Genomic DNA, 24,711 nt, shown 5'->3' on the forward strand with positions numbered 1-24,711 from the left:
TGCAACTGAAACCCCATAAACGACTCAATTACCAGAGAGGCATGAGGGCGCTATCACTGATTCAGAACACATTGTGAAACCCTTGTCATCCCCAAAGGACTTTCCTGTATGGCAAACGGTCTATACCTATTTCAGACAGTGGGACGCCGATGGAATCTGGGAGCACCTCAATCGTGCCTTGCGCGAAAGACTCAGAATTCACTCCGGACAAAATCGATATCCCAGTGCAGCTTGTGCTGATTCACAATCTGTCAAAACAGTAGAGGCTGTCTAAGAAGAAGGCTTTGATGGCGGTAAGAAAGTGAAAGGACGAAAGCGGACGATCCTCGTCGACACGATGGGCTGTTTTAATCCAGCGCTTTTTGAGCCGTTTCTTTTAAACGCTGCGCAGAAGCGGCTTTGCGTTCACTGTAGCGGTCCGTTAACTCATCTACTTTATCTCGCAACAGAATCGTAAAACGATAGAGTTCCTCCATTACATCAACGACGCGATCGCGATAGGGAGACGCTTTCATTGTTCCGTCTTCATTGAATTCTTGATATGCCTTGGCGACGGAAGATTGATTGGGGATGGTAAACATCCGCATCCACCGCCCCAAGATCCGCATCGAGTTAACGGCATTGAAGGATTGAGAGCCCCCTGAAACTTGCATAATCGCCAATGTTTTTCCCTGGGTAGGACGAACCGCCCCCAGAGTAAGGGGAATCCAGTCGATTTGGGTCTTCATTAGTCCCGAAAGATTGCCATGTAGCTCAGGGCTCGACCAAACCTGTCCCTCAGACCATAGGGATAAGTCCCTGAGTTCCTGAACCTTTGGGTGGTTATCCGGTTCTGCCCCATGCAACGGTAGACCTCTGGGGTCAAAGAATCTTGTTTCAGCGCCAAAGTCTTCAATAATTCGGGCGGCTTCCTCCGCCAGTAAGCGACTGTAGGAGCGTTCTCGTAGAGAACCATACAGAAAAAGGATTCGAGGCCGATGCTCAAACGTCATAGTCTGGGATGAAGCCTTACTTCAGCAACTGTATAGGTATAGAGACAGGACCCGTAATTTTTCTTGCAAAGGTTCCCTTGCTGGAGAATGTACCGATGAACATCCATTGTGTCGCTTATCAATAGAGTTAAGGGCTATCTTTCTGCGAACCAGGGACGGCATCCTGATCTCTATGGATTATAAACCGCTCCCACAAAATTCCGATCCGTCTTGGGTAGGGCATTGGCGTTTTTTCTGTTGAGCTGTTTTGCAATTGAGTCCAGGAACTGGACCCCATATCGGCGAATGGTGCAGCTCAACGCCAGCTCACTTTAATCCGTCCCGTTTGAGCCCAGAATGTAATTTTTGCCAATCAGCATCTCACGTGCTGCCGCAGCATTAACCGGTTTGCAGAATAAATATCCTTGTCCATACTCACAACCCAATGCCTTGAGTTGCCGTTGCTGTTCAGTTGTCTCAATGCCTTCAGCCACCACATCCATGCCCATAGTTTGAGCGAGCGTAACAATCGCTTGCACAATAGCAACATTGTCATCTGCAGCGTCAAGCCGACAAACAAAAGATCGATCGACCTTCAAGGTATTGACAGGAAAACGGTGTAAATAGCTTAGAGAGGAGTAACCCGTGCCAAAATCATCAATACTCAAATCAATATGACGTGCCCTCAGTTGATCCAGAATCTTGGCAGCTGAATCGGAGTTTTCCATAATGGCGCTTTCAGTGATTTCCAGCTTTAAGTAATGAGCTGGCAAGCTTGTTTCTGCCAAAATTTGATCAATCATTGCCATTAGGTTGGGCTGGGAAAATTGCTTGACGGAGAGATTTACACTCATCTTCAAGGGCAGATGGGTGATGTTGTCCGTCTGCCATTCATTAAGTTGTCGACAAGCCTCTCTCAAGACCCACTCCCCTAGGGGGATAATCAAACCCGTATCTTCAGCTAGAGGAATAAATTTCCCTGGGGATACAAACCCTAATTCAGGACTAATCCAGCGGACAAGCGCTTCAAACCCTGTAATTACTCCGGTATCCAGCGCCACAATGGGTTGATAATTGAGCGTAAATTCTTGGCGTTCGATCGCTCGCCGGAGGTCTGTTTCTAACTGCAGTGAACTTTGGACGTCCTCATGCATGCTGGCATTGAAAACAACATATCGTGCTTTACCTAAGACCTTCGCCCGGTACATTGCAGTATCAGCATCTCGCAACATTTCTGCGGGCTGGCGATAATCCGGATGGCTGATTACAATACCAATGCTAGCCGAGACGAAAAATTCATTGTCACCAATATGAAAGGGCTCTTGCAAACTTTGCTGAATCGCATTGGCAAGTTCAATGGCCTGCTGTTCATCGGCAGCACTTTCGAATAGAATCGTAAACTCATCTCCACCCAAGCGAGCCAGGAGTTGTTCCCCTACACAGCTTTTAAGGCGCTGGGCAATCGAGACCAGAAATTGGTCCCCAACTAAATGTCCCAAGGAATCATTGATCGCTTTGAAGCGATCGCAATCGAGAAACAACAAGGCGAACGATTGGCCCGTTTGCCTTTGTCTTTTTTGAATAATGTCCTCGAGACACTTGAGGAAGAGGGTACGGTTTGGCAAATGAGTGAGGGGATCATGCATCGCCATGTACTCTAACTGCTGTTGCACTTTCTCCCGTTCAGCAATTTCTTGATTCAGTCGCTCCGTTCGCTGAATCACTCTGCGCTCTAGCTCGGAATTAAGCGATTGAATTTGCGCTTCGGCAGCAATGCGATCTCGGATCTCTGCTTGCAGACGTTCGTTCTGTTTTCGCTGCTCTTTTTGCAACCGACCGATCGTTAGCTGGTTTTCGACACGAGCTAAGATCTCCGCCAATTGAAATGGCTTAGTAATATAGTCCACACCGCCAACCGAGAACGCCTTGACCTTATCCAAGGCGTCATCCAGGGCACTGATAAAAATAACTGGAATCTCTTGCGTTTCTACTGTAGTCTTCAACTTCTCGCAAACGGCGTAGCCATCCATTTCCGGCATCTTGATATCTAGCAATATCAAGTCTGGCATGATATTGCGTGCCCCAATCAGTGCCATAGAACCATTAGCTGCCCCTCGCACCTGATATCCTTGTTTCGTTAACGCCGTGGACAAGATTTGCAAATTATGCGGAGTATCATCAACGATCAAAATTAAGCCTTTTGATTCTTCCGGGAGAGGGGGATTCACCCTTTGAGATGCAGATGTATTGAGGGCCATGGCTAAATTTTGCTTAATGAAGGAGCGGCATAATCAGGGGTTGATGCCCTCTAGTGTGCCCAGTTGAAATCGTTCAGGCACTTTCAAAACCCCTTATCAGACACTCAGGGAACGTTAAATATTTTAATTCCTTCGGATAAATATAAAATATCTATGCTAACTTGTACAAAATTTGCATTAGTATTCGATTGCATTAAAGGGTTACAACATTGGCTACCACTCTTTCCATAGATACAACCGTAGTTGCGACGCCAGAGCAAGTCTCATCCGACTTGGCAGGGGAATCCGTTATTCTCAACCTCAAAACGGGGATGTATTTTGGTTTGAATGAAGTGGGCGCCAGCATTTGGAATTTACTCCAGCAACCCCGCTCAGTTCAGGAGATTTGCAACCAAATTTTGGATCAATATGACGTTGAATCAGACCAGTGTGAGCAAGATGTCCTGCGGTTGTTGAATGAGCTGGTGGAATCGGAATTGATCGAGATTAAAGATGTCGCCAGTGCTTAAATTACTGCGGTTGCAAAGGTGCGATCGCACCCTCTTGATCAAAACCTACCTGCTGCTGGGCTTCATTCGGCTGGGTCTGTGGTTACTCCCCTTTCAAACCTTACAGAAATGGCTGGCGACCCTTCACCATCCCCCCCATGCCGATCCAGCGGCGCCGTCCCCCCGGATAAGTCGGCGAACGTTGAGGGCCGTCGTTTGGGCGGTAAATACGAGCAGTCGCTATATGCCAGGGGACGTGAAGTGTCTGGCACGAGCGCTCGTCACCCAAGTGCTGATCTATCGCCGAGGCTATCGACCCGAGCTAAAAATTGGCGTTGCTAAAACGGCAGACTGCCTGGAAGCCCATGCTTGGGTTGAACTTCAGGGTCATGTGATTATGGGGTTAATGAATGACTTATCCCGGTTTACCCCCATGCCATCCTTAGAGTCCAAGATGTAAGCGCCACAGCCTAACTTTTTTGCGTCTACCTGCGATCGCAATGTCCTATTTTTACGCTGCCTATGGACTGACGATACAGTCAGACATCCCATTACCCGAACTTATCCCAACACCGGCAACTGACCCAGACGTCTGGATTCAATTCGAGACCATCACGGAGAGTCCTTTACAGATGGATAATAGCCTGCACTGTTACCAGAATTCAGAGGCGGGGATGTATTTGTATTGGCAAGGGGTAGGAACCTTTCTAATTCAGGACGGGCAGGATATTCGGATTGATCTAGAGACCCATCTGGATGAGGATCGCTTGCGCCTATTTATTTTGGGCGCGGTAATGGGAGTCGTTTTGCACCAAAGGGGCTTTTTGGTGCTCCATGCCAGCGCAGTTGCCCTGGACAGCGAAGCCGTCGCCTTTATCGGCCAAAAACGGTGGGGCAAGTCCACCATGGCCGCGACCTTGCACGATCGCGGTCATAGCCTGATTGCGGATGACGTGGTGGCGCTAGAGGTGCAACATCATCAACCGATTCAGGTTCAACCGGCTTTTCCCCAAATTAAACTCTGGCCGGATGCCGTTACCTGCATTGGCAAAAAACCAGAAGATTTACCCCGGCTGGGAGCCCGTCTAGAAAAACGCAATCATCAACTTTCCTCGGGATTTATGTCCGATATTTTGCCTTTAAGACATATCTATCTCCTGGGGCAAGGGGATGATCTGGCGATTCAGCCCTTACAACCGCAGGAGATTATTCAACCCTTGATGCAGAACTCCTATGTCACCCGCTTTGGGCAAACCCTATTACAGGAGCAGGGCGCTCATCATTTTAAGCAATTGATGATATTGGCTCAACAGGTGCCACTATTTCGTCTCTTGCGCCCTGCTTCCCTGGAACTCTTGCCAGATGTTGCTACCCTAGTTGAAAATCACGTCCTTACCCATGAAGGTTGAGTCTCAGTTTGCCCAATTGATTGCTCCCTGCACCCTTGAGGATTTTTTCCAAACCTACTGGGAAATGCAAACCCTCTATCTACCCAGGAATAATGCCGCCGTTTACGAGGATATATTAACGCCCGAAGATATCGATCGACTGCTGCAAAATAAAGCTCTATTGGCGGACTACAATAACTTCCGCCTAGTCGATCAGGGCAAATTGATCAGTTTGGAGGCTTGGTGCGATCGTCACCCCAAGTCCCAGCAATATTTCATCAACAATGACAAGTTATATACCCTCCTACATCAAGGCCTAACCTTGACCATCAATAGTGCCCACAAGAAAATTCCCAGCTTACGCCAATTCTGTAGCGGCCTGGAATCCGAACTGAAGTTTAAACTCCGAACCAATATTTACATCACGCCACCTCATGCCCAGGGGTTAGCCCCCCATTATGACGAGCATGATGTGTTGATTCTCCAAATCACAGGTGCCAAGGAATGGAAGCTGTATCCTTCTACCGTTGAACTGCCCTCTCATCTCAGAGATCAGCAAATTGGTCGCCATAAACTCGATGCACCAGACTTAATGGTGATGCTGCAGCCGGGCGATTTGCTGTATATTCCCCGAGGCATCGTGCATCAAGCTGCTAGTCAAGAGACCCCCTCAATTCATGTATCCCTGGGACTGTACCCCACTTTTACCTACGAGCTATTGGAAGAGCTTGTCGCCATTGCCCAGGCTGACCCTGCCTTTCGCAAGGCCATTCCCCATGGTTTTACTAGCTCTGAACAACAGCAGACGTTTTATCAGCAGTTTCAAACCCTAAGTCAGTCTTTATTTAGCAACATTAATCCAGCGGAACTGGTAAAGCGGAAGTACGCTGCTTTTCAATGCGATCGCAAATCGGAAGACCAAGGTCGCTTCCAAGATCTGATCCACCTGCCTCAGCTCAACCCCAATTCTGTCGTTGCCCACAGACCTTATATTCTGTTCACCATCGATAGAAGTCCGACCCAAATCATATTGAACTTCTATCAAAAAAGCCTCACATTTCCCATCTTTCTGGCCCCTTCCCTTACGGATCTGCTCGACCATCCCTGCTTGGCGATCAGAGACATTGGCGGTTTAATCAATGATGCGGGGAGATTAGCTTTAGCTAAAACCCTGATTCAAGAAGGATTTCTCATGATTAAAGAGATTCATTCAACTTCAAGTTCTTAATTTTCGTCCTCCTGCCACCATGAGCGCAATTACGGGCATTGTCTATCTGGAAAACCATCCGGTCAACCCGGATCATCTTCAGAAAATGGTCCACACCTTATCTCACCGAGGACCAGATGGGATTCACCTATGGAGCGATCGATCCGTAGGATTAGGGCATTGCCTGTTGAAAACAACCCCTGAATCCACTGCTGAGACACTGCCCCTCCAGAATGCGGCCCAAACACTAGTCCTCACTGCAGATGCTCGCATTGATAATCGGGCTGATCTGATTGCCCAGCTTGGCCTTAAATCTCATCCATCAGACGTCATTACCGACAGCGCCTTAATTCTGGCAGCATACGAACGTTGGGGGGAACACTGTCCAGAATTCCTTCTGGGTGATTTTGCTTTTGCCCTCTGGGATGCCCCGCAACAACGGTTGTTTTGCGCCCGCGATCATTTTGGCGTCAAACCTTTTTTTTACTTCGCCTCCGAACAGCTCTTCGCCTTTGCCAGTGAAATTAAGGCCCTGTTTCCTGTACCAGACGTGCCGAAAGTCTTAGATCAATCGAGAGTGGCGGACTATCTGACCCTTATGCTGTTTGATCCAGAAACGACATTCTATCAACAGATCCTGCGGCTTCCCCCTGCCCATCGCATGACCGTGACGGCTGACCATCTTGACATATCATCCTATTGGTCTCTCGATCCAGGCTATGAGCTACAGCTAGACTCTGACCAAGCCTATGCCGATCGGTTTCGAGAGATTTTTACTGAAGCAGTGCGTTGCCGCCTCAGAAGTGCCTATCCGGTTGGCACCATGTTAAGTGGGGGGATCGATTCATCCTCCATTACCTGCACCACAGCTCACTTAAAACAGCAACGTCAAGATCCAACCAAGCTCCCCACTTTTTCTGCTGTCTTTAACGAAATCACCGCTTCCGACGAGCAAGACTTTATCCAAGCGGTCGTCAACCAATATGACATTGATAGTTACTCAATCCAAGGTGATCAAATCAGCCCTTGGACCGATTATCAACAGGTGATGGCCCAGCAGGATGAACCCCTCTTTGCCAGCAATTTGCACTTAAACAGAGCGCTGTACCAGCAGGCCAAACAACAATCCGTCAGAGTCCTTTTAGATGGCTTTGATGGGGATGTTGCTGTGTCTCATGGGATTGGTTATCTCAGGACCCTGGCAAAGAGAGGACGTTGGCTGAAACTCTTTCGAGAAACAAGAGGGTTCTGTAAAAGCTACCATCATCATTTTCCGACGGTCTATGGGACTTACATCCGAAAGTTTGGTTTAGAACCGCTCCTGAAAAAGACAAGAGTGCTCAAAGTTGTTCGTAAACTTCAAACCTGGACAGCTCAGTGGCAGCTTTCATCCCACGCCTCTGTCTCAAGTGCGTCTGAACCTTGGATCATCCCTCTAAATAAGGATTTTACTGAGCAGTTAAGCATTCATCAGCGATACCAACTTTTACGCCGCCAACGTTTTGGCAACCAACCCTCACAACGTCATGGTCATATCGCTGATGTAACTTCTGGCTTAGTCTCTGCTACGTTAGAGGCCCTAGACCGTACTGCTGCAAATGACCAACTGGAACTCCGATATCCTTTCTGGGACAAACGCCTCGTGGAATTCTGCGTCTCTTTGCCAGAAGAGCAAAAAATGCAACAGAGTTGGACCCGCATGATTATTCGTCGAGGTATGCAAGGGGTATTACCAACTAAAATTCAGTGGCGACGGGGTAAAGGGAATTTAGGCATAGCATTTGATCATACCCTTGCTAAATATGGCGCTGATTTAATTAACCAGACGCTACATCACCCACCGTTGGCAATCACAGAATTTGTTGATGTTGAACAGCTGAACAACATTGTTGAGCGTTGGACCCATGGACAGCCTCAACCCCATGACTCCCTTACCCTTTGGATCACCGTCAACCTTGCCCTATGGCTCCAACACTCGCAGACAGCAGATGATCAACCGCCAACTCACAAAAGATTAATTTAATCTTATAATTCATCAGCTTTTCTTAGGATGTTGATAAATAATGGGCTAAATCAAGCAAGCACAATCGTTTTTCAATGTTTTGTTTGCTATCATATTCCCCGTTTGTTTTTAAACTGCTAAAATAAGGGAGCTGTGGCGCAGCTAAGAAGTTTTTTCGTGGCTGATCCGGGGGTATACGTCTAACATTAGTGAGAGGTTGCTGACTGAAGGCTTATGAATATGTATGTAAGCCAGAGCAGCCGAAGCAGATTACGCAAGGAGAAAACCATGAGAAAAATCTATGAAGCACCAATGCTGAAAACCTACGGCACGGTTGAAGATATGACGAAGAATGCCCCATCCATCAGCGTCACTGACGTACCCGTCGGGACTGCTCCTAATCCTGATATCGACGATATTACGTCGTAGGTTTTAGTTCCTTTTTCGCCTTAAACCGAAGATTGAACGTAACATAGAGTCAGCTTTCGCAATCTGACCCTATGTTTTTTAATGCAAATTTATAGGCATTTGCATGCTAATTGCCTCCGTGCCAAAGATTGAAATTGTGGTTATCGGATTACCTGAAACGGCGGATTTCGTTATCAACAGAGGTTAGCTCGACAGCCCTATGGCGACTGGATTGTTCAAAGCAAGGCTGGGGGTCCCTTTGTATTTCATACCTGCCCTGCGGTTAGTGTGGCAAAGTAGTCCCTACTGGACATTGGCTCGGCTTGGCTTGGTTTTGATTCAAGGCATTCTACCCTTGTTCACAATTTATATGACCAAGCTGATTGTGGATCAAGTGACTGTCAGTCTAGCCCTACTCGATCCAACAGCAGCGATGCAAGATATCGTGCCATTGCTAATAGGCGCTGCGGGTCTGGTGGTCGGTACCACGCTATGTGCCTCGCTTATGGAGCTGGTAACTGTCGCTCATGCCCAACGCGTGACCGACTATATGCAAAGTATTATCCATGCCAAGTCCATTTCAGCAGACCTGGAGCATTACGAAAATGCCCAATATTATGATGCGCTACAACGAGCCCAACAAGAAGCGCCCTATCGTCCCCCTCGGCTCTTAGATCGATTCGCGCAAGCCGGCCAAAGTTCCATCTCCTTGATCGCAATGGTGGGGCTTCTCTTAGCCTTGCACTGGGGCATTGTGGGATTTTTGCTAGTCGCTGCAATTCCAACTATTTTAGTGCGGTTGAAGTTTGCAGGGGTCATGTATCACTGGAAACGACGACGGACTCAATTAGAACGGCAGGCCATGTATTTAGGGTGGCTGCAAACGAGCGATTTGTTTGCTAAAGAAATTCGTTTGTTTAATCTGGGTGAGCACTTTAAGCATCGTTATGCTCAATTGCGAGAGCAAATCTACCAGGAAAAAGTAGGGATTATCTCTAAACGATCCTTTGCTTTTTTTGGGACTCAGACCATTGTGGGAGTGTTTATATTTGCAATTTTTGTCTATCTGGTGCAGCAAGCCTTGGTCGGCACTCTAAAGCTAGGGGATCTGGTGCTGTACTATCAAGCCTTGCAAAAAGGCCAAAATAGCTTGAGAGGGTTGTTGAGTAGCTTATCGGGTCTTTATGAAGACAATTTGTTTCTCGCCAATCTTTATGAATTTCTGGATCTGAAATCGAATCTCAAAGAGCCAGATCTACCGACGGCTTTCCCTATACCCTTAGCAACAGGGATTACCTTTAACAAGGTTAGTTTTCAATATGCCACGACTCAACGCAAAGCGATTCAAAATGTTTCCATCAAACTTCAGCCGGGACAAGTCATCGCCCTGGTGGGTGAGAATGGTTCTGGCAAAACGACTTTAATCAAACTGCTCTGTCGGTTATACGATCCAACGGCAGGAAATATCACGATTGATGGCATTGATCTCAGACATTTCAGCACCCATGAGCTAAGAAGCCACATCAGCGTCATTTTTCAAGACTATGCCAAATACCATTTCTCTGCCCGAAATAATATCCGCCTAGGCCATATTGAGAGCCCTGCTGATCAGCTTAGAATTCAATCAGCAGCCCAATTATCAGGGGCCGATAGGGTTATCCAGTCGTTACCGCAGGGATACGACACTATCCTGGGTAAGATGTTTGATCAGGGAGAGGAGTTGAGTATCGGGCAATGGCAGAAAATCGCCCTTGCTCGAGCGTTTCTGAGAGAGTCTCAGGTGATTGTGCTGGATGAGCCGACTAGTGCCATGGACCCCAGAGCTGAGTATGAGGTTTTTCAGCAGTTTCGAGAGTTGATACAGGATCAGTCGGCCATTTTAATTAGCCACCGCTTATCAACGGTCAAGATGGCAGACTATATCTATGTGATGTCGGGAGGTCGGATCATTGAAGAAGGAAGTCATGCGGCTCTTATGGCGCTCAATGGGTCCTATGCATCGATGTTTGAAACCCAAGCCCAAAATTATCGCTAGACCGATTCACTGGGGGTAAAAAATTTCTAAATTCTTTGGCAAAGGCAAAAATGCCAAGCTATACTAAAACCCGCTGGGGGTGAGTGCGAGAAATTTACATCATGTTCCCAGAACTTTCACTTATTTCAAATACTCTTAAATAGCTTTGTTCTTCGTATTTCTAAGAGGCAATTGCTTCTATTGGGGAAATCTTGGGCATTAGCTTCTAACTTGCGGAAGAACTTGAACGACGTCCGAAAGAACAGAACACACAAAAGCCATCACGATGGTTATGCTGACTATGATGCTACGATGACACAGCTTTGGTGGGGCAACAATTTTGATGTTTAAGGTATCCTTTTACACAGTGGTACTTTGCATAACTTATGGTAGTGTCGAGCCTACACCTTATCATTCATTGAATTTTTAAAAGTTGAACAAAGGGTTCTAGTGAGGTAACCGTTGAACGTACGAAAGAATTATGAAAATTGCCCTAGTTCATGACTACCTGACCCAACGCGGAGGGGCTGAGCGAGTTTTTGAGTTATTGTGTCGTCATTTTCCGAGTGCCGATATTTTTACGTCTCTATACGATCCACGACAAACGATTGAGCTGGGAGATCGCCTAGTTCATACTACTCTTTTGCAAAAGGTCCCAGGGGCAACCAAGTATTTTCGGCTGCTTGCGCCCTTTTATTATCCAGCCTTTAGGGCTTTGGACTTACAAAAGTATGACTTAATAATTAGCAGTAGTACGAGTTTTGCTAAGGCTGTGCGGACACGACCCGATGCTAAACACATTTGTTTCTGCCATAATATCACCCGCTTTTTGTGGGATACACAAACATATCTACGTGAGTATGCCGACTATCAGCACCTGTATCCGTTCATCGAAAAAATGTTTCGGGTGATGAGAAAGGCAGATCTGGCCTATGCCCAAGAACCAGATTTATATATTGCCAACTCAACTGAAGTTGCGCGTCGTATCCATAAAACCTACAGCAAACAAGCTATTGTCGTTAACTACCCGATAGATAACTCTAAATTCTCCTTTTCGGATGAAAAGGAGAATTTTTTCTTGGTGTCTGCCAGGTTGTTGGGGTACAAGCGTGTTGACGTTATCGTTGATGCATTTAATCAGTTGGGGTGGCCTTTGAAAATTATGGGAGATGGTCCTGAACGGGCGCATTTAGAAAGCCGAGCCCAATCCAACATCGAATTCTTAGGGTATATCTCGGATGTAGAACGTTGCCATCTGATGTCCAAAGCTAAAGCTGTTGTCGTGGCAGCCCTTGAAGATTATGGCTTGGTGCCAGTTGAGGCCAATGCGAGTGGAACCCCTGTGGTGTCTTTCGGGGCGGGGGGAGTACTGGATACTCAAATTCCAGGGCAGACTGGCGTGTTCTTCCATAAACAAACAGCGGCCTCTTTGCAAGCAGCATTAGTGCGATCACAGCAAATTGAATGGGACTATTATCGTATCCGCGATCATGCGCTTTCCCAATTTTCTGAACCTATCTTTTTTCAAAAAATTCATCAAGTTATTAATCAAGTTTATCCCTCTCAATTTAAAAGTTCTGTCTCTTTTGTCCCTTCTATAAGTTGAAATAGTAATTGTGACTGAAAGCAGTTTATATAAAGCACCTAATAAATTATCCCCAAGAGAACCACTGGTTGCCCAACCCGTTGATAAAGACTGGGGCTATGGTCAATTACTCGCTGTATTGGTTAGACGCAAGGTTTGGTTTATCGGTGGGTTCGCAGGTGCCTTAGCAGGTGCCGTTTTTTTAACGCTAAAAACGCAGCCGCTCTATCAAAGCTCAATGCAGATTTTGATCGAGCCGAATTATCAATCTAAACCGCACAGCCGCGGTCCCCGAACAGCAGAAAATGAATTTGCTGATTCAAATATTCAAGTGGATACCACGACGCAGCTTCAAGTCCTAAACGGGTCTGAGGTGTTGTCCAAAGCAATTGAACGCCTGCTGCCTTCTTATCCTGATATTACGATTGAGGAGTTGCGAGACTCATTGTCTGTTGGTCCGGTTTATGGCCCTGACAGTAAAGGCAAAGGAAGAGTGGCCACTAAAGTTTTAGCGGCTAACTATATCAGCTCTGATTCAGAAAAGGCCCAGCAAGTTTTAGATACGCTTTTAACGGTTTATCAAATTCATAATCTTAAGCAGCAAAAGCTCCGTTTGTCCAAGGGACTAACCTTTATTGAAGAACAATTACCGGAAGTCCGCAGAAGCGTCTTAGAAGCGGAGGCAGCCCTCAAAACATTTCGGAGTGGTAACAACATTATCGATCCTGCCACTCAAGCCCAAACAGCAGCCAATGCCTTAGAACGGATTAAAACAGAGCGGCAAGCGTTGGATGCTCAGTATCGAGAGACCTATGCGAGCTTTACCAATGTTCAGCGCCAAATTCAGCTCTCTCCAAGTCAGGCCCGCACATCCGCTCGCTTGAGTGAATCGAGTCGGTATCAGTCTCTGCTTAACCAAATTCAGAGCACTGAGTTAGAACTGGCTCAAAAACGTCAGTTACTGACGGATGATCATCCTGATATTGTGAATTTGATCAATCAACGGCAGGATCAGCTGGCGCTGCTAGAACAAGAAGTCGGTCGGGTTGTGGGTGGTGAAGCTGCACAAATTCCTCAAGGGCCCAACCAGCTCACTGAAGGCCAACTCGGCAGAAATGATTTGGCATTAGTGAGTCAACTGACTGAACTGCAGAAGTCATTGGGGAGTCTCCAAGCCCGCGATCGCAGCCTGGCTCAAACGGAAGCAAAGCTGTCTGCTGAGCTGCAAAAATACCCTGAGCTGATGGCTCAGTTCAATCGCCTTCAACCGGAAGTGTCAACTCGTCGCGAAACCTTACAGAAGTTGTTGGAGGCCCGCCAAGAGCTGGGATTGGAGATTGCACGAGGTGGATTTGACTGGCAAATCGTAGAAGCACCACAACTCGGTATTCAGATTAGTCCCAATGTAGGGCGAAATCTCCTTCTAGGTTCTGTTGTAGGTTTGTTTTTGGGAGGAATTGCTGCCTTCCTTCGTGATGCGATGGATGATAAATTGCATCACTCTGATGATTTAAATACTCAGTTTCCCTTACCGCTTCTCGGTACCATTCCAGAACTTTCAGTTGCCGAGATGCGAGATGCACTGGTTTTACCGTTTAATCCCACTCAAAATCCTGGTTTAACGATGCCTGAACTCTTTCAGTGGCAGCCTTTGAGAGAGTCATTAGACTTGATTTATACCAATATTCAGCTCCTGCAAACGAACAACCCCTATAAAACCTTAATGGTGACTTCAGCTGGAGCGGGAGAAGGAAAATCAACGCTGGCCCTGGGGTTGGCGATTAGTGCCGCGCGGCTCGATCAGCGAGTGCTAGTGATTGATGCTGATCTTCGCCATCCTAGCCTGCATCATATGTTTGATCTCAACAATCATGAAGGCTTGTCAACGCTACTCACCAGTGACGTCACTTTAGCGGAACTGCAAGCTACACCACAATGGGTCTATATGCGTTGGGGCGAAACCGAGAGTCACTTTAATAAAAGTGCGATTCTTCCCTCTGACTTAAGTATTGATGTTTTGACGGCGGGTCCCCTCTCGGCGGATCCTGTGAAACTCTTAAGTCTGGAACGAATGAAAGATATTCTCAAAGCCTTTCAAGAAAGCTATGACTTAATCCTGGTTGATAGTCCTCCTGTACTGGGCTTAGTGGACACGATCTCTGTAGGCATGGGATGTGATGGGGTCGTGATGGTCGGCCGTATGGAGCAAGTCACCCGCTCTGACTTGACGCAAGCTATTGGTGTATTGGATAAATTAAACCTCATTGGTTTAGTGGCCAATGGTGTGCAGGCCTCTACACCCAACTATAAATATATGAAGGCATAAACCGTTACATCGCTTGTTGTAGATGTCTTCTTGGGCATTACTCATTTGTGTTCAGATGACTGTGATTGATTGATGTTACTGCTAATGAGAAGAATCTGCATTGTCTAAATTCAACTCCAATCGTTGGAAAACCGACAATATTGACGACTACTTTCAAACAGACCACTTAAAGGATGATTTAAAGCGTCAATCGGTCCGGGGCGGGATCATTGTTGTTGCTGCCCAAGGGGTTAAATTCTCGGTGCAAACAGGAGGAACCCTAGCGCTAGCCCATTTCTTAGTGCGTGACGACTTTGGGTTGGTTGCTATGGTGACCGCAGTGGTCAATTTTGTCGCCTTGTTCAAAGACTTGGGACTGTCCACCGCAACGATACAGCGGGACAAGATAACCCATGAACAAGTGAGTACTCTGTTTTGGGCCAATTTCGCCATTAGTTTACTAGTGAGCATAGTGATGGTCGGCCTAGCACCACTGGTGGCTTGGTTCTATGCTGAACCCCGGTTGTTCTGGATTATGGTGGCCTTGGCTAGTTCCTTTATTTTTAGTGGGTTGGGGGTGCAGCATGCTGCCCTTCTCAAGCGTCAAATGTATTTTTCGGCCCTTGCTAAAGCTGAAATGGCCTCGATCCTGCTCAGCGTGGGGATTGGCATTGGTGCGGCATCGATGGGGGTAGGGTATTGGGCATTAGTGCTTTGGCGAGTTAGCCAAGCCGTGAGCTATGGGATATTACTGTGGGTGCTATGCTCTTGGCGTCCACGGCGTCCTGCTTGGGCCCCAGGAACATGGTCAATGCTGACGTTTGGTGGCAGCGTGACGGGGTTTAGTGTCTTTAACTTTCTATCTCGAAATCTCGATAACATTTTGATTGGTAAAGTTTGGGGTGCCGGTGAACTAGGCTTATACACCATGGCTTATCGGCTATTACTGTTGCCGATTCAGCAGTTAAATGCACCTGTGACGAGTGTGGCTCTACCGGCACTCAGTCGTTTGCAAAATGACCCTCAAAAGTACTGCAGATACTATTACAAGGCCATTGGATTGATCACCATGATCGGTATGCCGATTGTGAGCTTTTTATTTGTATCCGCAGATAAAGTTATCTTGGTCTGTTTGGGGGATAAATGGGCGGATGTCGTCGTTCTTTTCCGGTGTTTAATGCCTGCAGCATTTATTGGTACCTTCAATGTTGCGACCGGCTGGACCTTTTTGAGTTTAGGGCAAACGGAGCGGCTTTTTCGTTGGGGATTATGCTCCTCTATTGCGAATGCCATTATTTTTTCAGTTAGTGTGCAACATGGCGTGGTAACCCTAGCACTGGCTTATAGCTTGACACGACCTTTATTTTTGGTTGTCGTAGCTTTGTACAGCTTTCAGGGAACGTCGTTAAGCCTCAGGCAATTGGTACGTACGTTATCCAAACCAGCGTTGACGTCTTTATTGGCAGCCCTATCGATTTATGGCTTCAATCTGCTGTTTCAGGTGAGCCATGTGTCGATGCCGCTGGCCTTAGGGGTTGATAGTGTTTTGTTCTTTATCATTTATCTAGGAGCATGGTTGCTGATTCCAGGTGGGAAATCCCAATTACAGGAATTACTAAATATGAGGCAAGCGCTTGGGGCAAAAATGAATTAAATTCTTATGACTTCTTTTATTTCTAATTGATTCGATAAATTCTTTATGATGAAAACTTTATTAAACAGTATTCGAATTCGATTTTTGCGTGTGCTTGATTTCCCATTTTGGGTAATCCGTAATGTTCTTTTTTATTCTCAGTATCAGCATTTAGAATCAACGAAAAAGATTATTTATGCGCTGACCCCGCCACCCTACTTAAAGAATATTGGTGACCATGCTCAGGCTGTAGCGATTCAAGCCTGGTTTAAAAAACACTTTCCATCATTAGAAGTAATTGAACTCGATAAAGATCAATCCAGATATTTTTTGCCTGCAATTAAGCAGTTACTCACATCTGAAGATATCGTTTTTCTACATAGCGGTGGGAATTTAGGGGATCGTGGTCTCTGGTCTGAACGAATTCGACGACGGTTGATTAAAAATTTAAAGTCTAATAAAGTGATTAGCCTGCCACAGACTATTTTCTTTAGTGATACTGAGAATGGAAGAGTACAGCAAGAAATTACCGAAAAAGTCTATCAATCTCATCCTGATTTAGTCGTATTTGGCCGTGATCCCTACAGTGGTGAGCTGGCGCAAGCGCTTTTCCCAAATGCTCAAACCTATTGCATGCCTGACTTTGTCTTGTCACTGCCGCCCAAGGGAACGACCGCTAAAAATGCATCTCCCAAGATCTTGCTCTGCTTACGCCTTGATCATGAATCTGCGTTATCTGAGGCTCAACGGCAAAGCGTAGAAAGTCTGTTACCCTATGCTTGCACTTATTATGATACGACCCTAGATGCTCCCATTCCAATTGAAAAACGGGAAACGATTCTAGCTGAAACTCTTCAACTTTTTCTACAACATGATGTTGTCATTACAGATCGGTATCATGGGTTGATTTTTACGATTTTATGCCAGAAACCCTGTATTGTTCTTCGGACTGTAGATCACAAATTAACCTCGGCAAGATATTGGTTCAAAGAGATGCCCTCGGTTGTGTTTGCTGAGGATTTATCGCAACTCCCAACTTTGGTGAGTCATTGTTTGCAGAATCGGGATCATTATGTACCCGATTGGAACGCGTCCTACTTTGATCAAATTCCTAGCCTCGTTGGATTGACTTCTAATGAAAAACCTACAAGCATGGCAGCCCAGTAAAATTTATTTTAAGAGGGGTAAAATAAGGGTCAATCCCCAAGGTGTTGCTGCTAGCAGCTTTTACATCACCTTAGAGATGCTTCAGGTCCTTCAGTCTTGTCAAAGCTACTTGGGGAAGCACTTAGTGGATTTAGGGTGTGGTAATGTCCCTTTTTATCTTTGGTATAAAGATTTTGTTCAGCAAGTGACCTGCGTGGATTGGCCCAACACGTTGCATCGGCAAGAGCATATTGATATTTTTGCGGATCTGAATCAGGACTTACCATTAGATACTGATTCGGTGAATTGTGTCCTGCTTACGTCAGTTTTAGAGCATGTTCATAACCCTGATGTGTTGCTCCGTGAAATTAATCGGATTTTGACCAAGGATGGGTATTTGATTCTGAGCGTTCCTTTCTTCTATCATCTGCATGAGCAACCGTTTGATTTTTATCGGTATACGCCGCATGGGTTGAAGTTTTTAGCGCAACAAAGTGGGTTTGAAATCGTCAAATTACATCACTATGGCAGTGCGTTTGGCATATTAATTGATATTAGCGCTAAGGTAGTGGATGTTTTCCTGCGGAGTATCTTTAAGATCTTCCCGAAACCGCTGGCGGTGATTCTGCGAAAAGGTGGAGATTTCTGCCTGATCCAATTGCAGCGACTCCTATTTTGTTTTTTTCAACAAAAATTGATTGTGAAGTTGATCAACCGCCTTAATCTCTCTAGTCGGATGGCACTTGGCTATATTCTAGTGGCGACTCCTGTCGCTCAAGACGGCTGAACGCTATGACGTTGCTACATCAAACTCGTGAAACGATGAACGGATGTAATCTGGGGGCAAGACAATAAAGATGCCTGGTTTAGCTTCATCGAGTAGGCAAGAGCTGTTTACCTTAATAAATACCGTGGTTGAGGGAGGATACTGTATTGGATGTGGGGTCTGTGCGGCTCTTCCTCATTCACCGCTGACGATGCAATTGGATGACTATGGCCGTTACCAGGCAACACTGCCCCCTCAAGGAACACTGTCCCCTCAAGAGGAATATCAGTCTGAGCAAACGGTACCGTACTTATCAACTTGTCCCTTTGCTGAGGGAAGTGCCAATGAAGATGAGCTTGCCCGGGATGCCTTTGGCGATCGCTGCACGTACCATGATCAAATTGGCTATTATCTGGAAACCTATGCTGGATATGTGGCTGAAGGTGATTTTCGGGGTCAAGGGAGTTCTGGGGGAATGGGGACTTGGATTCTGGCAGAGCTGTTTCGTCAAAATCAGATTGACTATGTGGTTCATGTCCAACAACAGTCGGAACCTGGCGACCCGTTGTTTAAGTTTCAGGTCTCGTCCAATTTAGATGAGATTCGTCATGGTGCTAAATCGCGATACTATCCCGTGGAATTGTCGGAGGTGCTTCAGCAGATTAGAGAGCAGCCGGGGCGATATGCCATTGTGGGTGTGCCTTGTTTTATTAAAGCGATCCGCTTGTTGGCGAAAGTTGATCCTGTGATTTGCGATCGCATCACGTTTTGCATTGGTCTAGTGTGTGGCCATTTGAAAAGTACACGCTTTGCAGATATGTTTGCTTGGCAATGTGGTATCCCGCCAGGCCAACTCCAGTCCATCAACTTTCGCAAAAAGTTGCCTGGGCGGAATGCGAATCGCTATGGGGTTGAAGTGGTAGGGATGTCGAATGGGCAACAAGTCACTGTAACTAAGCCTAACAACGAATTTTTTGGTTTTTTATGGGGACATGGCTTCTTTAAGTATCAAGCCTGTGACTTTTGCGACGATGTCCTTGCTGAGACTGCAGATATGACCGTTGGAGATGCATGGCTACCGCAGTATGTAGAAGATAGCCAAGGTACTAATGTTCTGGTAGTTAGGCATCCACTGTTGCACCAACTCCTTCAAAAAGGTCAAGAGACAGGACGCCTCCAGTTAGATCTAATTACTGCCCAGCAAGTGGCACAGTCTCAAGATGCAGGTCTTCGCCATAGGCGAGAAGGACTCGCCTATCGACTGCATTTGAAAGATCAGGCAAGAGAATGGCGACCTCAAAAAAGACTTCAACCATCAAAAATGAGACTTCGGCCTAAATTTAGGAAAGTTCATCAAGTCAGAATGGCACTGGCTAAAGCGAGCCATCGCGCCTTTGCATTAGCCATCAAAAATAGAGACTTTAATCTTTTTAAACAAGCTATGGAACCGAAGATCAAAGAATATAATTCTGCTCGAAAACCTTATCTTTGGCAGCGATTGTGGAAGAAAAGCACGATAATAACATCGAAGTGAGATAGGCAGATCAATATATGAACAGAGTTATCTGACACTCATGAAAATTGCATATTTGGTAGGAGATTTCCCAAGTCTATCAGAAACATTTATTCTGAATCAGATCACAGGACTGATTGATAGAGGGTGTCAAATTGATATTTATGGTCATAAACCAACCCCCACTGCAAAAATTCATGCATGTGTTTTGAACTATCGCTTGCTTGAGCATACTTATTATTATGAAGCCCTACCTCACAATTATGTATTGAGGTTGCTTAAAGCTTTGCTTTTATACCTAAAACATAGCTTTACAGCACCATTACTTTTACTAAAAAGTCTTAACGTCCAACAGTTTGGCCGCCAAGCACTATCACTACGTCTTTTTTATGCAGCGATTTCTTGCTTGGATCATAAAGCAACCTATGATGTCATCCATTGCCACTTTGGCCATAATGGTTTGTTGGGAATGAATTTGAGGACAATTGGTGCATTGCAAGGAAAAATAATTACGACCTTTCATGCCCGGGATATCACTCAAAAATTATCAGAATTGGGTGAGCATGCCTATGATCAATTGTTTTTGGAAAGTCAGCTAATCTTACCCATTAGTCAACATTGGCAGGCCAAACTGTATCAGTTAGGGTGTTCGGCCCATAAAATCCAAGTCCACCATATGGGGATTGATTGTCAAAAGTTTACATTTATACCTCGACAATACAACCAAGAGGGCACAGTAAACATCATTTCTGTTGCTCGGTTAGTTGAAAAAAAAGGTATCGAGTATGGTATTCGTTCCATTCAATGTTTAAAGCGGTTAGGCTACCAAGTTCATTACTTAGTGATTGGAGATGGAGATTTATATGATGATCTGAGGCAATTAATTATCGATTTGAATTTGGATGAAGAAATCAGCCTTCTAGGATGGAAAAGTCAAGATGAGTTACTGGAAATGATGAACTCAGCCCATATTTTCTTTGCGCCCAGTGTGACCTCAGCTCAAGGCGATCAAGAAGGTATTCCTGTAGCTTTAATGGAAGCAATGGCGATGGGACTACCTGTAGTGAGTACTCAACATAGTGGCATCCCTGAACTTGTAGATCAAGGTATATCAGGCTACTTAGCCCCTGAGCGTGATGTAAAAGTATTAGCCGAACAGATCGCTCACTTGATTGATGAATCTGAAGACTGGCCAAAAATAGGTAGAGCAGGTCGCCTCAAGGTAGAAACAGACTTTAACATTGATCAACTTAATGCTGTTTTGTATGACCTTTGTAAAAATTTAAAACATTGTAGAACCCATATGGGATGAAAATAAATGATTCAATTATGGCCTGAGAAAAAGTGTGGTTTGTATGCTTTGAAATGTATAAGTATTAGTCTTGCTATAAGCATAGATTAAGCAATGTCACTCTGATTTATTGTTAATATTTTTTTATGTGTCTTGAACTTAGATTTGAACTGCCAATTATTCATAGGGTTTTCATAAACTTATTAGATATTCATAATATTTATCGAGATGTTAGGATTGTGATATTCCACTAAAGGATAAAGTAAGCATGAACTTAATCCTTAGAGGCTGTTTGAGAAGTTTTAGTACTCCGCAGCCAGTCTTCGAACCATCAGTCGAATCATCGCTAGATAAACAAGAGCTTCAGCCGTCCTGGTCAACACCTCATAATCTTTGTTGAGCCGTCGAGACCACAACAACCATCCAAACGTCCGTTCTACCATCCATCGTTTGGGAACAACCTGGAACCCCGCTAGATTATCTGAGCGTTTGATCACTTCCAAGACATAGCGAAAACGGTCCATCACCCACAGCATAAAGGCTTGCCCTTGATAGCCAGCATCGGCCCATATCCTCACCAAACGACCCAGACTTGCGCCTTGACGCCGTGCTTTCCACAACAGTATCTTGGCTCCGCGTTGGTCAGAGATATTGGCAGCGGTGACCATCACCATCAGAACCAGCCCTAAAGTATCAACGAGCACATGACGTTTACGACCTTTGACACTTTTTCCACAATCAAACCCAATCGAGTGACACCGAGGATTGCCAACTTTAACCGATTGAGCATCGCAGATGGCGGCACTGGGACTTGGATGACGGTCTTCACTCACCCGCACTTGCATGCGCAGATGTTCATTGATGTGGCCCCAAGTACCATCATCGCGCCACATTCGAAAATAGCTATAGACCGTTGACCAACAGGGAAAATCATGAGGTAGCTGTCTCCACTGGCAACCCGTAACAATGAGATAAAAAATGGCATTGAGAACACTGAGCATATCAGTGGTGCGAGGTCTACCTCCAGGTTTAGCAGCAGGAATCAAGGGCTCAAGTAATTCCCATTGCAGGCTGGTGAGGTCGCTATCATATGCTGTAGGCAGTGCTCTCAAGGTCCTGTTCAATGTTTGTGTATTGACAGAGTAGTACCTTGAGAGCTTTACTCACTTCTCAAACAGCCTCTGAGAGAGATGGCAACCATACCAACCTTGGAAAATCACTAGAGTTAGTATAGGGGCATCCCAATCCTTGCTGGAGATTCGCAAGAGTTCTATCAGACATGTTACATTTGGCCAAACAGAAAGCGCACCCCAGAACGGCAAGATCGCTATCGGTTAACCAGGCTTTTGCTCCACTCCCTGCCTTCATTTGGAGATGTTGCACTATTGAGCAGGTTAGCTAGATGTGGAATCATTTTCACCAGAAGAGCAGCAGCTTGATTCTGCGGATCAAGCTGAGTCGCCTTGGTTGCTGATTGCAAAGCCGCCTGATATTCCTTGAGCATCAACTGACTTTTAGCAAGATTGAGATGGGCATCAGCACTCTTTGGCTGTAGTCGTGTAACTTGGGCAAAATCCTCAGCGGCTTCCTGAAAATTCTTTTCCCCCATGAATAGAACGCCCCGAAGTGCATAGGCTTCAGATAAAGACGGATCAATCTGGATGGCTTGATTAAGTTCAGCCATCGCTCCCTTTAGATCTTCTTGTTCTAGGCGAGAAATTGCAGCAGTATAGTGTGGGTTTGCCTGGGGGTTGGGGGCGGCTGTTGCTAGCGGTGATGGGTGGTGAATCGACATCCCTTGACCCAGGCTGAGTAGCATCGCAGTGATCGCAACTGTGAAATAGACACGAATTGGTTTATGACGCATTCTCTATCCCCCGAAACTGGTGCTCTTCATTTTACAAGCAGCCCTAACTCGGTTTTACTGCTCGAAATCGCAACTCTTCAACCCAGACCTCGCTAAACTCCCCAAATCTTTCCCCTGGAGCAAGTACATGGGTTACACCCTCCTGCTCTGCAATAAACGCTTGTCGCCATAAATCCCAGGTTCGGAGGGAAGACAGATTTAAGTCTGCACAATATTCATCCCAACTATCTTTCTGGTAGCCGGAAGTACCAATGTAAACTTGCTTGAAATGAATTTCAATTAAATCTAGATCAACCAATTCTTGAAAGAACTGGAGGCTCCCTGACGGTGCTCCTTCACCCTTTAGTATTGGTGTTTCAAAGGAAAGATGTAGTAGCTCACCAAAATGTTGTTTAGCAAGTTTCAGGATTTCTAGCTTAATATGCAAAAATTTGACGACTTAACTGAACCTGATGTCGTCCTTTGTAGAAGCCCAAAATCAATCAGCTATCGCTTGAACTTCGGTTATCAAAGCTATTTGCTCAAGGGAAATGGTAGCAACCATTTCATCGCCCCTCGATATCTTTGAAGAAGCGAACCATCTCGTATTCAAAAAGTGCGGGGTTATTTGGATATGGCTCAGTATTCCCGGTCTTCATAAACCCAAGGTGTTCATAAAAGCGAATGGCTCTATCATTATTCGAGGTAACCATTAGGAACAGTTTACTGACATGATGGGCTTCTACCCACTCAAAAACGGTCCGAAGGAGGAGTTGCCCCACACCTTGGCGACGATAAGGTGGGGCAACCCACATCGAAGCTAAATGAGCTGTCGCTAACTCCTCTGGATTGAGGAAACATGCCACAATGCCACATGGTTGACCACCATCAATCGCTAGGTAACCAGCAGAATTGTCGCCAGAGCATCGTTCTGCTCTCTGCTGCCATTCAACATCAGATAGCTTCAATTCTTCGACATACGTGGACCCAAAGGCTGTAGGGGAGTCTTTCAATGCAGACAACCTCACTTCCCGAAAAGTTACTGTTGATGTTGTAGTAATTGGCTCGATGGATACCATCATTGCTTCGAAAAACGGGACAGTATTATTATCGCCAAGCGGTTGGCCACCTAGCAGAGACGACAAAATCACGCCTAAGCAATTGCTATTCGATGGTTTAATTGCATGCCCAGATCTGGGCTGTCATACGATCTCATTGGTAGAGACAAAGATTTTGGTCGGGGCCACTCGGATGGATGGCACAGAAAAGGAAGCCATCAGTGAGGTATCCACTGAAGCGATCGCACTGTTGGCAAATGTGATCAACCATCATGCCTTAACCAGAGAATAACAAGCCTACTAGAGAAAATTGAAGAACTGTGCTAGATATTAATAGTACATATATATTATTACAATGCTTATTCGATCCATTCATTCTATCGAGTTGGCAGATTCTCTCTGCCTGCCCTTATTAAGTATCCCTGTTTCGGCTGGCTTCCCTTCCCCTGCTGATGACCATCTCCAGAGTGAATTGAACTTGCAGGATGCCCTGATCCATCACCCGGCAGCGACATTCTTTATGAGGGTTGAGGGAGACTCGATGGAAGGTTGCGGAATTTTCGGCTTTGTTCAGATTTGGCCGAAAATGGGTAACACTCGCATGATAAATCAGGCCATTTTTAGAAATGACCAGTCCAGATTTTATTGCTTTTCCTAAGCTCTTTTGAAGAGTTTGAATCCTAGTAGTTCTAGCCAGTGAGGATGCTTCTGTCCTGTCATCACTTCTCTAGGTCTTTTTCCCTTCCTATCTTCACAATCACTACTCATGAATTGGCGGTGGTTGAGAAAGAATTGAAGCAGTCCCAAATAGGGTGTTCCAAGATGTTTGCGA

General features: G+C 45.7%; 21 protein-coding genes and 2 pseudogenes. 17 read left to right on the plus strand and 6 right to left on the minus strand.

The window, feature by feature from the left end; translation table 11 throughout:
- Positions 1–97 precede the first annotated feature (97 nt).
- Positions 98–343 (plus strand): annotated as a pseudogene (locus Q0991_RS06025) (IS5/IS1182 family transposase); the annotation flags it as partial.
- A 4-nt stretch (positions 344–347) separates the two neighbouring features.
- Here Q0991_RS06025 and arsH read toward each other — a convergent pair.
- Positions 348–992: an arsenical resistance protein ArsH gene (arsH, locus tag Q0991_RS06030; protein WP_299486425.1), complete on the minus strand. Its 645-nt coding sequence runs from the start codon at positions 990–992 to the stop codon at positions 348–350.
- A gap of 311 nt (positions 993–1,303) precedes the next feature.
- The gene (locus Q0991_RS06035) at positions 1,304–3,229 is read right to left on the minus strand and encodes an EAL domain-containing protein (protein WP_299486427.1); all 1,926 of its coding nucleotides are present in this window, start codon (positions 3,227–3,229) and stop codon (positions 1,304–1,306) included.
- A 209-nt stretch (positions 3,230–3,438) separates the two neighbouring features.
- Here Q0991_RS06035 and Q0991_RS06040 point away from each other — a divergent pair, with 209 nt between their 5' ends.
- The 14 genes from Q0991_RS06040 to Q0991_RS06105 all read left to right on the plus strand — a co-directional run bounded on the left by Q0991_RS06040 (position 3,439) and on the right by Q0991_RS06105 (position 20,996).
- Positions 3,439–3,738, plus strand: a complete 300-nt coding sequence (locus tag Q0991_RS06040) for a lasso peptide biosynthesis PqqD family chaperone (protein ID WP_299486429.1) — start codon at positions 3,439–3,441, stop codon at positions 3,736–3,738.
- A complete protein-coding gene (locus tag Q0991_RS06045; RefSeq protein ID WP_299486431.1) occupies positions 3,722–4,177 on the plus strand; it encodes a lasso peptide biosynthesis B2 protein in 456 nt (151 codons plus the stop codon). Before Q0991_RS06040 ends, Q0991_RS06045 begins: the two co-directional genes overlap by 17 nt.
- Positions 4,178–4,217: 40 nt before the next feature.
- Positions 4,218–5,126 (plus strand): hypothetical protein, encoded by a 909-nt coding sequence (locus tag Q0991_RS06050; protein ID WP_299486433.1) that lies wholly within the window; start codon positions 4,218–4,220, stop codon positions 5,124–5,126.
- Positions 5,116–6,333, plus strand: coding sequence for a cupin domain-containing protein (locus tag Q0991_RS06055; RefSeq protein ID WP_299486435.1), 1,218 nt, complete (start codon positions 5,116–5,118; stop codon positions 6,331–6,333). Before Q0991_RS06050 ends, Q0991_RS06055 begins: the two co-directional genes overlap by 11 nt.
- A 19-nt stretch (positions 6,334–6,352) precedes the next feature.
- Positions 6,353–8,335, plus strand: a complete 1,983-nt coding sequence (locus tag Q0991_RS06060) for a lasso peptide isopeptide bond-forming cyclase (protein WP_299486437.1) — start codon at positions 6,353–6,355, stop codon at positions 8,333–8,335.
- 267 nt (positions 8,336–8,602) lie between these two features.
- Entirely contained in the window at positions 8,603–8,743 is a 141-nt protein-coding gene (locus Q0991_RS06065) for a hypothetical protein (RefSeq protein WP_299486439.1), read from the plus strand.
- 199 nt (positions 8,744–8,942) lie between these two features.
- A complete protein-coding gene (locus Q0991_RS06070; protein ID WP_299486441.1) occupies positions 8,943–10,757 on the plus strand; it encodes an ABC transporter ATP-binding protein in 1,815 nt (604 codons plus the stop codon).
- A gap of 460 nt (positions 10,758–11,217) precedes the next feature.
- A complete protein-coding gene (locus Q0991_RS06075) occupies positions 11,218–12,342 on the plus strand; it encodes a glycosyltransferase (protein WP_299486443.1) in 1,125 nt (374 codons plus the stop codon).
- Between the two features lie 10 nt (positions 12,343–12,352).
- On the plus strand, positions 12,353–14,647 hold the full coding sequence (locus tag Q0991_RS06080; protein WP_299486445.1) for a polysaccharide biosynthesis tyrosine autokinase: 2,295 nt from the start codon (positions 12,353–12,355) through the stop codon (positions 14,645–14,647).
- Between the two features lie 100 nt (positions 14,648–14,747).
- On the plus strand, positions 14,748–16,280 hold the full coding sequence (locus tag Q0991_RS06085) for a lipopolysaccharide biosynthesis protein (RefSeq protein WP_299486447.1): 1,533 nt from the start codon (positions 14,748–14,750) through the stop codon (positions 16,278–16,280).
- A 48-nt stretch (positions 16,281–16,328) separates the two neighbouring features.
- Positions 16,329–17,426, plus strand: a complete 1,098-nt coding sequence (locus tag Q0991_RS06090) for a polysaccharide pyruvyl transferase family protein (RefSeq protein WP_299486449.1) — start codon at positions 16,329–16,331, stop codon at positions 17,424–17,426.
- Positions 17,395–18,192, plus strand: a complete 798-nt coding sequence (locus Q0991_RS06095; protein WP_299486451.1) for a class I SAM-dependent methyltransferase — start codon at positions 17,395–17,397, stop codon at positions 18,190–18,192. Before Q0991_RS06090 ends, Q0991_RS06095 begins: the two co-directional genes overlap by 32 nt.
- 70 nt (positions 18,193–18,262) lie before the next feature.
- Positions 18,263–19,705, plus strand: a complete 1,443-nt coding sequence (locus Q0991_RS06100) for a Coenzyme F420 hydrogenase/dehydrogenase, beta subunit C-terminal domain (protein ID WP_299486454.1) — start codon at positions 18,263–18,265, stop codon at positions 19,703–19,705.
- A gap of 40 nt (positions 19,706–19,745) precedes the next feature.
- The gene (locus tag Q0991_RS06105; RefSeq protein WP_299486455.1) at positions 19,746–20,996 is read left to right on the plus strand and encodes a glycosyltransferase; all 1,251 of its coding nucleotides are present in this window, start codon (positions 19,746–19,748) and stop codon (positions 20,994–20,996) included.
- 281 nt (positions 20,997–21,277) lie between these two features.
- On the opposite strand, the gene Q0991_RS06110 is transcribed toward Q0991_RS06105, so the two are convergent.
- The 4 genes from Q0991_RS06110 to Q0991_RS06125 form a co-directional block, all read right to left on the minus strand.
- Entirely contained in the window at positions 21,278–22,078 is an 801-nt protein-coding gene (locus tag Q0991_RS06110; RefSeq protein ID WP_299486464.1) for an IS5 family transposase, read from the minus strand.
- A 224-nt stretch (positions 22,079–22,302) separates the two neighbouring features.
- Positions 22,303–22,842 carry a tetratricopeptide repeat protein gene (locus tag Q0991_RS06115; protein ID WP_299486456.1) on the minus strand — a complete coding sequence of 180 codons (540 nt, stop codon included), beginning with the start codon at positions 22,840–22,842 and terminating at the stop codon, positions 22,303–22,305.
- A 43-nt stretch (positions 22,843–22,885) separates the two neighbouring features.
- On the minus strand, positions 22,886–23,269 hold the full coding sequence (locus Q0991_RS06120) for a hypothetical protein (RefSeq protein WP_299486458.1): 384 nt from the start codon (positions 23,267–23,269) through the stop codon (positions 22,886–22,888).
- A gap of 118 nt (positions 23,270–23,387) precedes the next feature.
- A complete protein-coding gene (locus tag Q0991_RS06125; protein WP_299486460.1) occupies positions 23,388–23,834 on the minus strand; it encodes a GNAT family N-acetyltransferase in 447 nt (148 codons plus the stop codon).
- A gap of 55 nt (positions 23,835–23,889) precedes the next feature.
- Between Q0991_RS06125 and Q0991_RS06130 the strand changes: the two genes are divergently transcribed.
- Positions 23,890–24,171 carry a hypothetical protein gene (locus Q0991_RS06130; RefSeq protein ID WP_299486461.1) on the plus strand — a complete coding sequence of 94 codons (282 nt, stop codon included), beginning with the start codon at positions 23,890–23,892 and terminating at the stop codon, positions 24,169–24,171.
- A gap of 63 nt (positions 24,172–24,234) precedes the next feature.
- Positions 24,235–24,441 (plus strand): annotated as a pseudogene (locus Q0991_RS06135) (S24 family peptidase); the annotation flags it as partial.
- Positions 24,442–24,711: the final 270 nt, after the last annotated feature.

It is taken from the genome of Acaryochloris sp. IP29b_bin.137 (assembly GCF_028285745.1).
Lineage (GTDB): Bacteria > Cyanobacteriota > Cyanobacteriia > Thermosynechococcales > Thermosynechococcaceae > Acaryochloris.